Genomic DNA, 12,018 nt, shown 5'->3' on the forward strand with positions numbered 1-12,018 from the left:
TATCTCGAAGAGGAGAAGGTGCCGGCCGGCTCGAAGACCGAGACGTATTTCGCCGCGAAAATTTATGTCGACAACTTCCGTTGGGCGGGCGTGCCGTTTTACGTTCGGACCGGCAAGCGGCTGCCTGCGAAGGCGACGGAGGTCGTCGTCGAATTCAAGAACGTACCGGAAAACGTCTATCTCGCCAGCAAGCATACGCTGCAGACGAACTTGCTCGTCTTCCGGGTCAACCCGATGGAAGGCGTATACATTAAATTCAACGCCAAGGCGCCGGGCTCGGAGGAGCGCATCGTGCCGGTGGCGATGGATTTTTGCCACTCGAGAGGCGTCGGCATCAATACGCCGGAGGCTTACGAACGGCTGATCTACGACGCGGTGCGCGGCGATTCCACCTATTTCACGCGCTGGGACGAAGTGGCGGCGCAATGGCGGTTCGTCGACAGAATCGCGACGGCATGGAACGAATTAACCGACGATCTGCAGACGTATCCGGCCGGCACGTGGGGCCCGGAAGCGGCCGCTCGGCTGCTCGAGCGGGACGGTCACCGCTGGTGGCCCGTCAACGGGCAGCGCGACGAGGACCAGGCGATCCGTCTCTGCACCGACGTGCCGGCAACGAATTAACGGAGCCGCGTCCGGCGGGAGCCGGACCATAACAAGCGGGAAGGAATCACGAGGCACATGAGCAATCCGACAGCGAACCATATTCAACAAGAGGTCGAGAAGCGGCGTACGTTCGCCATCATCTCCCACCCGGACGCGGGCAAGACGACGCTCACCGAGAAGCTGCTCCTGTTCGGCGGCGCGATTCGGCTCGCCGGTACCGTCAAGGGGCGGAAGGCGGCCAAGTTCGCAACGTCCGACTGGATGGAGATCGAGAAACAGCGCGGCATCTCGGTAACGTCCAGCGTCATGCAGTTCGATTATGCCGGACGCCGGATCAACATTCTCGACACCCCGGGGCACCAGGATTTCAGCGAAGACACGTACCGCACGCTTACCGCCGCGGACAGCGCGGTCATGCTGATCGACTCCGCCAAGGGCGTCGAGGCGCAAACGAAAAAGCTGTTCCAGGTGTGCCGCATGCGCGGCATCCCGATCTTTACGTTCATCAACAAGATGGATCGCGAAGGGCGCGATCCGTTCGACCTGATGGAGGAGCTCGAGGAAGTGCTCGGAATCCGTTCGTACCCGATGAATTGGCCGATCGGCCAAGGCAGAGGGCTGAAGGGCGTGTTCGACCGCCGTCAATCGCGCATCGAGTTGTTCCAGGGCGACGATCATTCGACGATTCACGTCCAAGACGTAGAGAGCTATAAAGATCCCTTAGTGGAAAAGGTAGCCGGCGAACATCTGTATAAGCAGCTCCGCGAGGAGCTCGAGCTGCTCGAGGTGGCGGGGGATCCGTTCGACATGGACAAGGTGTCGCGCGGCGAGCTGACGCCCGTCTTCTTCGGCAGCGCGATCAACAACTTCGGCGTGCAGACGTTCCTCGACAACTTCTTGAAGCTGGCGCCGCCTCCGGCTCCGCGAAAGAGCGAGACGGGGGTCGTTACGCCGGAGGAGCCGAAGTTTTCGGGGTACATTTTCAAAATTCAAGCGAACATGAACCCGGCTCACCGGGACCGGATCGCCTTCCTGCGCATCGTCTCCGGTAAGTTCGAGCGGGGGATGTCCGTAAAGCACGTCCGCGTCGGCAAGGAGATCAAGTTGTCGCAGCCGCAGCAGTTCCTCGCGCAGGATCGCGACATCGTCGAGGACGCGTATCCGGGCGACATCATCGGCTTGTTCGACCCGGGCATCTTTCGCATCGGCGATACGCTCGCGGAGAAGGCGGACATCACGTTCAACGAATTGCCGGTGTTTTCGCCGGAGATGTTCTCGAAAGTGGTCGTGAAGAACGCGTTGAAGCATAAGCAGTATCAGAAGGGAATCGACCAGCTGACCGAAGAGGGCACGATTCAAGTGTTCCGCACGATCGGCTTCGAGGATACGATTCTCGGCGTCGTCGGACAGCTTCAATTCGAGGTGTTCGAATATCGGATGAAACACGAGTACGGCGTCGACGTACAGCTGCAGCGCCAGCCGTATCAATTCGCCCGCTGGGTCGTGGGCGAAGGGATCGATCCTTCCAAATTTCGAGTGAACTCGACGTTGTGCCGCGACAAGAACGACAATTACGTTGCGCTGTTCGAGAGCGAATATGCGATGCGAACCGCGGTGGAACGGAACGAGAAATTAACCTTTTTGGAAACTGCTCCTTAAATTGTAGGAAATCGGTAGGGTGCCGATGACTGAAAAGTAGGAACAGTTTCCTACTTTTTTCGCAAAAAAAAGCTCGAAATTGAGAGTCTTTTTCCTGAATGTGCTATTTCCATACTATGGAACTTTATGGTATACTCCAGTCATAGGACTTTTGACAAAGCGAATGAAATGAGTGATTAATGATGATGATGACAGTGCTGAAGTTGCGCCCCGACGGTTCTACCGAACTTGCCTGCATCAGTCTGCTCGACGTGGACTATATGGAAATCGAAGGACGGAAGATCGTCTACCACATCGACCAAGAGAAATATCGCCATATTTCGACGTTGTCGGAATTGGAAGAGCATCTGGGGCAGCAAGGATTCGACATGTTGGATAAGACGAACTTGGTAAATTTGAATCGCGTCGTCTCTTTCGACGATACGCAAGGCAAGGTATACTTCCAAGAGCCTGTCACGCATCACAGCAAATACGCTACGGTCGCTCTTATTAAGCAAAAGTTGATTCGGCGGGAGATGCTTCACTCGGCCGCTTCCCACATTCGCGAAATTTTGAAGCGCATTAAGTTTAACGAACTGAAGCAGCGCATCGCCGAGCGGATCGAAGCCGCGGGGTATTGATCGGGGACAAGCAGAACGGCACCGGATGTTCCGGTGCTGTTTTTCTTGTTATGCGTAAGGAAGTCGTCCGCGTCGCGGCCGCCCGAGGAGAGACCGCCCGAGCGACGGCGCGAACGAGTCGGGCGTCATTGCTGGGGAAGATGCGCTCGGATCGATTCGACCATCTTGTCTTGCGACTCCTTGTCGCTGTTCTTCCAAAGCACCTCGAACAGCACGCCTAAGCCGGGCAGCGCCCGCTCGTCGCCCTCGATCGCATCCGCGATCGTCGCGGACAAGTCCTCGACGGACTTCGGCTCCATCTTTTTATAAATCGCTTGGCGCAAACTTAAAATCATCTCGATACCTCCGCTGTACGATTCCGATTGTCTGGGGATAGTATGCGCGGGCGGACGGAGATTCATGCGACCGACCGGCGGGCAGGCTCGCAACTTGAGCCCGCTTTGTTTTACAATGAGGGTGCTGATCATTCCGGAAAACAACGTGGGAAGGGGCGAGCGACATGCGCGAAGCGGAACCGATTCGGTCGCTGCAAAATCCGCAAGTAAAAGCCTGGTCGGCGCTGCTGACGAAGAAGGGCCGGGACGCCGCCGACGCGTTCCTCGTCGAAGGCGCTCATCTGGTGACGGAGGCGCTCCGAAGCGGCTTTGCCGTCGATACGGTCATTTATGTCCCGGGGACGGCGGCGGCCGAGGAGGCCGCGAGGCTCGCGGGCCGGGACGCCGGGCGCTGGATGCCGGTGTCGGAGCAGGTGATGGAGAAAATAACCGAAACGCGTTCGCCGCAAGGCGTCGCGGCGGTCGTCCGCAAGCGGTCGGCCGGACTCGACGAGCTGCTGCAACATCCGCCCGTCGGCGCGCTCGTCGCGATCGACGGCATTCAAGATCCCGGCAACCTCGGAACGGTGATCCGCAGCGCGGACGCCGCGGGCGCCGTGGGCATCCTGCTCGGGGCGGGCACCGTGGATGTATACAACCCGAAGACGATTCGCGCGACGATGGGCTCGTTGTTTCATCTGCCGATCGTTCCGTGCGATCTGGCCGAGGCGCTGCCGCGCGCTCGGGCGCTCGGCGTCCGCGTCGTCGCGACGTCGCTCGGCGCGACGCGTTCCTGCTACGAAGCCCCGCTCGGCGGCTCGGTTTGTTTTCTGCTCGGCAACGAGGGCGCCGGCGTCTCCCCGGCGCTGGAGGCGCTCGCCGACGAGTCGGTCATTATCCCGATGCGGGGGAAAGCGGAATCGCTCAACGTCGCGATGGCGGCGACGGTGCTGCTGTTCGAGGCGTTAAGGCAGCGGGAGTATGAAGCGAGCTCGGGGGGGACACCTACAACCTGCCGACGGCGCTGACGCTGCCGAAGCTGGCGTCGATCCGCGCGGCCGTCGACATGCCGCTGGACTTGTATGTCGAGACGCCGGAACGGGTGCGCCGGGTGCATCTCGGCTTGCAGCCGCTGCAGCGGTACGCGCCGGAGGCGAAAACCTCCGCGCTCGGCGCGCCGGGACTCGGCGTTCCGGCGCCGGCGCGCGCCGCCCGGTAAGGCCAGCGGCGTCGAATCCGTCGCCGGAAAAGCAAACGGCGGGGCGACGCGATGTCGTGCCGCCGTTGTTGCATTCCCGAGGGGCTGTTGAGACAGAGATCAGGCGCTTGCAAAAACTAATGAAATTAGTTAAAATACTATCAATAATAGCAAAAAGGGCGGATGAACATGAACATGAAAACGACAAAGCGGGGAGGTTTGTACCAACTCACGCTCTTCCCGGGATGGTTTCCGGTCAACTGTTATCTTGTCGAGGAGGACGATTCGCTGACGCTCGTCGACGCGGCGCTGCCGGTCGCCGCGCGCGGCATCCTGCAAGCCGCGGCGACGATCGGCAAACCGATCGCGCGCATCGTCCTGACGCATGCGCACGAGGATCATGTCGGCGCGTTGGACGGTTTGAAGCGGGCATTGCCTGACGTGCCGGTGTACTGCTCCGTACGGGACGCCAAGCTGTTCGACGGCGACCTCGGACTGCAGCCCGGGGAGCCGAACGCGCCGATTAAGGGGGGCGTGCCGAAGAAGCTGACCGCCCGCCCCGACCGCCCGCTTCATGAGGGGGACCGCATCGGCTCGTTGCGCGCGGTCGCGGCGCCGGGGCATACCCCCGGCTCGATGGCGTTCTTCGACGAACGCGACGGCGCGTTGATCGCCGGCGACGCCTTCCAGACGCGCGGCCGCGTCGCGGTGTCGGGCACCCTCGTGCCATGGTTCCCGTTCCCGGCGCTTGCCACCTGGCATGCGTCGACGGCGCTCGCCAGCGCGCGCAAGCTTGCGGCGCTGCGGCCGACGCTGCTGGTGGTCGGACACGGCAGCTTGCTGCCCGCGCCTTCGGAGGCGATCGACCGGGCGATTCGGGAGGCGAGCGCGAGGCTCGCCCGGAAAGAGGGCGCGTAACATGTCCCCGAGGGCAGGTTTGGATACCGGCGCGATCGTACGGGCCGCCGCCGAGCTGGCCGACGAGCGCGGTCTCGACCAGGTGTCGCTCGGCGCGCTCGCCGAGCGTCTTCGCATTCGTCCGCCTTCCTTATACAACCACGTCGACGGCCTTCCCGCGCTGCGCCGGAGGCTGGCGCTGGAGGGGCTTGCCCAGCTCAATGAGCGGCTGACCTCGGCGGCCGTCGGCCGCTCCGGCGACGATGCCGTCTTCGCGCTGGGGGAGGCGTACGTCGGCTTCGTTCGCGCCCGCCCGGGCCTCTACGAAGCGGTGTTTCGGACGCCGCCCGCCTCCGACGCGGATTTGGCCGCCGCGTCGGGCGCCGTCGTCGAGGTTTGCGTCCGCGTCATGCGTTCGTATGGGCGAGGCGAGGAAGAGACGCTGCACCTGATCCGCGGGCTGCGCAGCTTGCTGCACGGCTTCGCCTCGATCGAGCAGGCGGGCGGCTTCGGCCTTCCGCTCGACCTTGACGAGAGCCTTCGGACGGTGCTGAGCACGTTCCTCGCGGGCATTCGCGCGACGGGCGCCGCAGGCGAAGAGGCGCCGTAAACGTTCGGGCGCGGCGGCGGCATGGCGGCGTCCGGCGGGCTGCGGCGGGCGGGCTTCTTTTTCCGGGGCATGGCTCATATATATGACAAGGACGGCACCGCCGAAGGGAAGCGAAAGGGGGAGCGCCCTTGCCAAGCAGCCGATTCCGAGCGCAGCCCAAGAAGCCGATCAGCATGAAATCGATCTTCCTGATTACGATGATCGTGACGCTGGTGCTGACGCTGCAGACGTTCTTGTTTCTAGAGCATAACCTGAAGGAACCGCTGATGGACGTCGCTCGCATACGGGTGAAGCAAATCGCGACGGACGCGATCAATCAAGCGATTTCGAGCCAGGTGGCGAGCAGCGCGGAAATCGAGGAGCTCGTGGAACGATGGACGAACCAGCAAGGCGACATTACCGGGTTGGCGCTGAAATACGGGGAGCATATGAAAATTTCGTCGGAAATCGTGAACATCGTCAACGAAGCGTTGGACGCGAACATTCATCTCGAGGAGCGCATTCCGATCGGGCAGGCGTTCGACAGCGCGATTTTGTCGTCGTTCGGGCCGTCGGTGCCGCTTCGCTTCGAGTCCGCGGGCGCGCCTCAGGTCGACGTCGGCACCCGGCAGGAGGACGCCGGCATCAATATGCTGCTGTTGACCGTCTTCGTGCGCATTACGGCGGAGGTCATGATTTATATCCCGTTCGCCACCGAGCCGGAGGTCGTGACGACCGAAATTCCGATCTCTTATATTCTTGTGAAGGGCGAAGTGCCGATGTATTACTTCGACGCGAACGGCAACCCGATGGGGGACGCTCCGGGCTCCGGCAGCATCATGCTGCCGCCGTCGGTCGCCTTGCCATCGGGCGCGAACGGCGCCGCGCGCGAAGAGGCGTCCCCGGTCTCGGGGACGCCTTAACGGCGCGGGCGTTATCGCTTCGCTCGCTTGCGGTTCCGCTCTTCTCGTTCCCACTTTCGCAAATACGGGTACGGGTCGAACGACCATTCCGTCAAACCGTTGTCCCGATACAGCCCGTAATGCAGGTGCGGAGGAAATTTGCCCTGCGTGCCGGGCTTTCCGTATCCGGAGCTGCCGACCCAGCCGACGACGTCCCCGGGCTGCACAACGTCCCCCGTCTTCAGCTTCTTGTTGAACCCCGACAGATGCGCGTAATAATGGTACACGTTGTTGAGGTCGCGAATGCCGACTCGCCAGCCGCCGTACCGGTTCCAGCCCATCACTTCGATGATGCCGTACGCGGCGCTTCGTACCGGCATGCCGTAATGGGCGAATAGATCGGTGCCTTCGTGGATCCGATATCCGCCGTAGCTTCGCGCCGCGCCCCAGGTGCTCCGATACGAGTAGTCGCCGCCGAGCGGCAGAATAAAGTCGTGGCGGTGCAGATCGAGCGTGCCGAACGTGCGGTAGATGTGAGCGAACTGCCGGATGCGCTTGACGCTTCGGTCGTTCTGATAATAATCCCAGACCGCGATTTCGAGGTCGTCCGGCGAAGTGCCCCGCCGCAGCAGAAATTCGGCCATGCTGCACAGCAGGTCGAGGTCGTTGTTTCGGTCGGCTTTCCCGTCGCCGTCGCCGTCGCGGCCGAAGCCGTCGAACAACGCGATCGATCTCGGGTTCGTGTCGAGCGGGTTCGGATTGAGGAAGCCCGCCCATTGATGCTCGGATACGTGTACGGCGACGAGCCCGTCGCGCAGCGGCCGCGTCTTCGGATGCGCGAGGCTGAGCGTCCGTTCGTATTGGTCTACGGCGGCGAGGTGGAACCAGGGGATGCCCGTTACGGCGGCGACGGCGTCGAACAACGCCTTGCGTTCCGTGAACGTATCCAGCATCGATTGGCGCGCCGCCTTCGCCGATTCGGCCTCCGATCGGTACGCCGCGGGCCGGTCTTCGGGCGCCGGGGCCGCGGACGCCCGGGGCGCAGCCGCGCCGAAGGCTACGGCAGCGGCCAGTCCGAGCAGCGCGAATTTGTTTGCGAGAGCCATCGATTTCCCTCCGTTGACGTTGCCATGTTCCGCGGATGCGGGTTATGATTTTTAATGTGTGCAAGTTTTCAAAAAAATTACGGTCTTACGTAAAAAAGGGGCGGAACGTTTTGTTCGAAGGGGCTCACGGCGCAGAGCACGTAGACGAAGGAATGGTGTTGCTGCAGGCGAACTTGGACGATATGAACCCGGAGTGGACGAGCTATGTATCCGATGCGCTGTTCGCCGCCGGCGCGAACGACGTGTTCTGGATCCCGATCGTCATGAAGCGGGGACGTCCGGGCGTGATGCTGAACGTGCTGGCGTCCCGGGAACGGGTCGAGCCGCTCGAGCGCATCGTATTTCGGGAGACGACGACGCTCGGCATCCGGCGCATCGCGGCGGAGGTGCACCGGCTCGGCCGGCGCATGGTGCAGGTGCAGACGAAGTGGGGACCGGCTGCCGTCAAGATCGGGGTCGCGAACGGCGAGGAGGTGCAATACGCTCCCGAATATCGGGAGTGCGCCGCGATCGCGGAGCGCGAGGGCGTGCCGCTGAAGGCGGTGTACGACGAGGTGCGCCGCGCGTATTTGGCGCACGGCGGCGCGGAGGGCGGCGGTCGATGAGCCGGCCGGTTCGCAAACCGTAACGAAGGCCGCCCCGCGTCGGTTAGACGCGGAGGCGGCCTTCGTCGATTTCCGGCGGGACGGACGTCCTCTTCGGCTTATCGAAGCAACGCTGCGGTATCCTTGACCATCGTGACGAACTGCTGCCCGCGTTCGCCGGACGCGCTCGGAACGGCCAACGCAAGCACGTCGTCGATCGAGCTTTCCTTCGCCCAATAGCTGCCGCGGAGAATTTCGGCATATTCGGCGACGGCCGCAAGGAAACGCAGCTCGTCGGACAGCCGCCGTTTGATTGAAGCGGGACGGTCCACTCCCGCACGGCCTTCGTCTCTTCCTCCACATACCGGACCCGCGCCGTGCCGATGCTGTCGCGGCGTTCCGGCTTCGTCAGCTTCACCTCGTAGAGCGCTGTGACCGTATGGCCCGCGCCGACCTCGCCGGCGTCCGCGCCGTCGTCGCGAAATTCCTCGTCGCGCAAATCCCGGTTTTCGTAGCCGAGCAGTCGATAGCGGTCGACCGCCTCGGGGTCGAACTCGATTTGAATTTTCGCGTCGCGCGCGACCGTCTGCAGCGTGCCGCCGAGCTGCTCCACGAACAGCCGCCGTGCTTCGGTGAACGAATCGACATAAGCGTATACGCCGTCCCCTTGGTTCGCCAGCTGCTCCATCATCGTATCGTTGTAGTTCCCCATGCCGAAGCCTACGGTCGTCAAAGTGATTCGCTCGTCGGCATACTTCTCGATCGTCTCGAGGATGCCTTCGGCGCTCGTCTCCCCGACGTTCGCGACGCCGTCGGAGCATAAAATTACGCGGTTGATCGCTCCCTCGTCGTATTGGCGCTCGGCGAGCTTATATCCGAGCCGCAAACCTTCCTCCGCGTTCGTCGAGCCGCCCGGCGAGAGGCCGTCGATCGCTTCCTTGATGGTTTCCTCTTCCTCGAGCGACGTGGGGCGCAGCACGACGCTCGCCTCCGAGCCGTAGGCGACGATCGCAAGCTGATCGCTCGGCTGCAGGCTGTCGACCAGTAGATGCAAGCTTTGTTTCACCAAGCCGAGCCGGTTGTCCCGATTCATCGAGCCGGAGACGTCGATGACGAAGGTCAGATTGGCGGGCTTGCGTTCCTCCTCTGCGATTTCCTTCGCCTTCAGGCCGATCCGAAGGAGCTCATAGCCCTCGCCGAACGGGGACGGTCCCCCGTCGACGTGTATGGAGAACGTTTCCTCCGCAGGCGCGGGATAATCGGGCTCGAAGTAGTTGACGAATTCCTCGACGCGAACCGCGTCCTCGGGCGGAAGCGTACCTTGCGCGATATAATTGCGGACGACGGTGTAAGAGCCGGTGTCGACGTCGATGGCGAACGTAGACAGCGGATCGTCCTCCACCGCGACGAACGGGTTCGTGCCGGCATGATCGAAAAACATGTCGTCGCGAGGCTGTCCGTACGTCGGAGCGGGGCGGGGCGGAGGCAACGGCTCGGCATGGAGAGAAGGCTGCTCATCGCGCTTTGCTTTCGAGGCGTCCCGCGCAGAGGTTTCCGCCGCAGGCGCTTCGGAAGCTTCCTTGGTTGCGGCAGGAGCAGGGCTCTCCGCGGTCGCGGCCGAATCGTTCCCGGTGCTGCGTTCCGCCGTGGAAGCCATGCAGCCGGCGAGCGCAAGGCCGACGGCGGCGAAGGCGACAGAGGTGCTCAGCATGCGTCTGATCATTGGCATTTTTCATCCCCCTAGTCTCTATCGGATCTGTAAATCGGTTCCAAATCCATAGACGATGTGCCGGGGCGGAAGGTTGCCGGGGAGAGAGCCATATTTCGAAAAAGACCCTGCAGCCGCACACGAAAAAACGCCTCCCCTGAATACAGGGAAGGCGTCTCGTTTATTGCCCGCGGTGGTGGCGTTCGTGCTCGCCGCCGTGCGCATGCGCTTCGGCATGCTGCGCGGACGGCCACACGTTCAGCCGCTTCTCGGCGAAGCCGAGTACGGTGCGCAGCACGTTGGGCTGGTTCGGCAGCTCGCGCGTGCCGGCGCCGTAGCCGACCGATTCGACGATCATCGGCGGGAGGCTCTGGCTGAACTCGTCGACGAGCGCCGCGACGATGGCGGCGCCGGTCGGCGTCGTCAGCTCGAGCCGGTGCGTCGAAGGCGCGATCGGGAGGCCCCGCATCATCTCGAGCGTGGCGGGCGCCGGAACGGGGTATAACCCGTGATCGATGCGGATCGAGCCGGCGCCGAGCGGCACCGGAGACGAGAGAATGCGATCCGGATTCAGATGGTCGATCGCGAGCGCGACGCCCACGATATCGACGATCGAATCGACGGCGCCCACTTCGTGGAAATGCACGGTCTCCACCGGAATGCCGTGGATTTTCGCCTCGGCCGCCCCGATCTTGGCGAAGATGGCGAGGCTCAGCTCGGTCGCGCGTTCGCTGAGGCCCGCGTTCTCGATGAGCCTCACGATGTCCGCGTATCCGCGGTGATGGTGGCCGTGATCGTGCGAGTGGCCGTGATCGTGCGAGTGGCCGTGATCGTGACCATGGTGATGGTGATGGTTATGTTCATGATGATGGCCATGGTCGTGATGATGGTCGTGACTATGGCTGTGATCATGATTGTGGTGGTCATGACTGTGGTCATGGCCGTGCGCGTGTTCATGCGCTTGCTGCAGCACTTTCAACGGCCGACGCACCGGGGGCGCGTCGTTCTCGAGCAGCACGTCCGCCTTGAGCGCGGAGATGCCCTTCTTGACGACGCGACGCCACGAGAGCGTATAACCGCCTACGTCGAGCTTGCGAAGCTCCCGCTCGATATAATCCCGGTCGGCGCCGAGATCGACGAGCGACGCCAAGGTCATGTCGCCGGATAAGCCGGAGAAGCAATCGAAATATAAAATTCGCATCGAAACCGTCCCTACCTCTTCGCGATGTGCGCGTGAATGATGCCGGCGTTGTAGCCGGCTCCGAACCCGTTGTCGATGTTGACGACGGAGACGCCGGGCGCGCACGAGTTCAGCATCGTGAGCAGCGCGGACAAGCCCCCGAAGTTGGCGCCGTACCCGATGCTTGTCGGCACGGCGAGGATCGGCTTGTCGACAAGCCCTCCGACGACGCTGGCGAGCGCGCCCTCCATGCCGGCGACGACGACGATGACCGCGGCGCCGCGAATCGTATCGAGCCGCGCGAACAAGCGGTGGATGCCGGCGACGCCGACGTCGTAGACGCGTTCGACATGCGAGCCCATCGTCTCGAGCGTGACCGCGGCTTCCTCGGCGACGGGCAAATCCGACGTGCCGGCGCAGACGACGGCGACGTAGCCGTCCCGCATGCGAAGAATCGGCTTCTTGAACCACGTCAGCGCCCGCGCCGCCTCATGGTACGTGACGCCGGGCAACTCGTCCGCGACGAACGCCGCCTTCTCGGGCGAAACCCGCGTCGCGAGCACCCGGTCGGCATGCTCCGCGAGCCGGGCCATAATTGCGGCGATCTGCTCCGCCGTCTTGCCTTCGCCGAAGACGACCTCGGGAAAGCCCGTGC

Annotated in this window: 13 protein-coding genes and 2 pseudogenes; 9 read left to right on the top strand and 6 right to left on the bottom strand. The window is 62.8% G+C overall.

Going from position 1 to position 12,018, the window contains the following annotated elements:
- The 3 genes and pseudogenes from VEZ38_RS01895 to VEZ38_RS01905 form a co-directional block, all read left to right on the top strand.
- Window positions 1–624: pseudogene (locus VEZ38_RS01895) on the top strand (glucose-6-phosphate dehydrogenase); the annotation flags it as partial.
- 57 nt (window positions 625–681) lie between these two features.
- Window positions 682–2,265, top strand: coding sequence for a peptide chain release factor 3 (locus VEZ38_RS01900; protein ID WP_324891411.1), 1,584 nt, complete (start codon window positions 682–684; stop codon window positions 2,263–2,265).
- Window positions 2,266–2,447: 182 nt separating this feature from the next.
- Window positions 2,448–2,885, top strand: a complete 438-nt coding sequence (locus tag VEZ38_RS01905) for a LytTR family transcriptional regulator DNA-binding domain-containing protein (RefSeq protein ID WP_324891413.1) — start codon at window positions 2,448–2,450, stop codon at window positions 2,883–2,885.
- Window positions 2,886–3,010: 125 nt separating this feature from the next.
- Here the strand turns inward: VEZ38_RS01905 and sspI are convergent, their stop codons facing one another.
- Entirely contained in the window at window positions 3,011–3,220 is a 210-nt protein-coding gene (gene sspI, locus VEZ38_RS01910) for a small acid-soluble spore protein SspI (protein ID WP_324891415.1), read from the bottom strand.
- Between the two features lie 164 nt (window positions 3,221–3,384).
- Here sspI and VEZ38_RS01915 point away from each other — a divergent pair, with 164 nt between their 5' ends.
- The 5 genes from VEZ38_RS01915 (at window position 3,385) to yunB (ending at window position 6,806) form a co-directional block, all read left to right on the top strand.
- Window positions 3,385–4,227: an RNA methyltransferase gene (locus VEZ38_RS01915; protein ID WP_324891417.1), complete on the top strand. Its 843-nt coding sequence runs from the start codon at window positions 3,385–3,387 to the stop codon at window positions 4,225–4,227.
- 38 nt (window positions 4,228–4,265) lie between these two features.
- Entirely contained in the window at window positions 4,266–4,418 is a 153-nt protein-coding gene (locus VEZ38_RS01920; RefSeq protein WP_324891419.1) for a hypothetical protein, read from the top strand.
- A gap of 174 nt (window positions 4,419–4,592) precedes the next feature.
- The gene (locus tag VEZ38_RS01925) at window positions 4,593–5,315 is read left to right on the top strand and encodes an MBL fold metallo-hydrolase (RefSeq protein ID WP_324891421.1); all 723 of its coding nucleotides are present in this window, start codon (window positions 4,593–4,595) and stop codon (window positions 5,313–5,315) included.
- A 1-nt stretch (window position 5,316) separates the two neighbouring features.
- Window positions 5,317–5,904: a TetR/AcrR family transcriptional regulator gene (locus tag VEZ38_RS01930; protein ID WP_324891423.1), complete on the top strand. Its 588-nt coding sequence runs from the start codon at window positions 5,317–5,319 to the stop codon at window positions 5,902–5,904.
- Between the two features lie 128 nt (window positions 5,905–6,032).
- Window positions 6,033–6,806, top strand: a complete 774-nt coding sequence (gene yunB / locus VEZ38_RS01935) for a sporulation protein YunB (RefSeq protein WP_324891425.1) — start codon at window positions 6,033–6,035, stop codon at window positions 6,804–6,806.
- An 11-nt stretch (window positions 6,807–6,817) separates the two neighbouring features.
- Here yunB and VEZ38_RS01940 read toward each other — a convergent pair whose 3' ends face one another.
- Window positions 6,818–7,891, bottom strand: coding sequence for a M23 family metallopeptidase (locus VEZ38_RS01940; RefSeq protein WP_324891427.1), 1,074 nt, complete (start codon window positions 7,889–7,891; stop codon window positions 6,818–6,820).
- A gap of 44 nt (window positions 7,892–7,935) precedes the next feature.
- Between VEZ38_RS01940 and larC the strand changes: the two genes are divergently transcribed.
- Complete coding sequence (gene larC, locus VEZ38_RS01945) at window positions 7,936–8,496, top strand: nickel insertion protein (protein WP_324891429.1); 561 nt, start codon at window positions 7,936–7,938, stop codon at window positions 8,494–8,496.
- Between the two features lie 98 nt (window positions 8,497–8,594).
- Here the strand turns inward: larC and VEZ38_RS01950 are convergent, their stop codons facing one another.
- The 4 genes and pseudogenes from VEZ38_RS01950 to larB all read right to left on the bottom strand — a co-directional run.
- Window positions 8,595–8,807: a YfbK domain-containing protein gene (locus VEZ38_RS01950; protein ID WP_324891435.1), complete on the bottom strand. Its 213-nt coding sequence runs from the start codon at window positions 8,805–8,807 to the stop codon at window positions 8,595–8,597.
- 68 nt (window positions 8,808–8,875) lie between these two features.
- Window positions 8,876–10,204, bottom strand: a pseudogene (locus VEZ38_RS01955) (vWA domain-containing protein); the annotation flags it as partial.
- Between the two features lie 160 nt (window positions 10,205–10,364).
- A complete protein-coding gene (locus tag VEZ38_RS01960; protein ID WP_324891431.1) occupies window positions 10,365–11,384 on the bottom strand; it encodes a LarC family nickel insertion protein in 1,020 nt (339 codons plus the stop codon).
- Window positions 11,385–11,395: 11 nt separating this feature from the next.
- On the bottom strand, window positions 11,396–12,018 hold a 623-nt coding region (gene larB, locus VEZ38_RS01965; protein WP_324891433.1), incomplete at its 5' end, for a nickel pincer cofactor biosynthesis protein LarB.

This window comes from Paenibacillus sp. (genome assembly GCF_035645235.1).
Classification (GTDB): Bacteria; Bacillota; Bacilli; order Paenibacillales; family YIM-B00363; genus Paenibacillus_AE.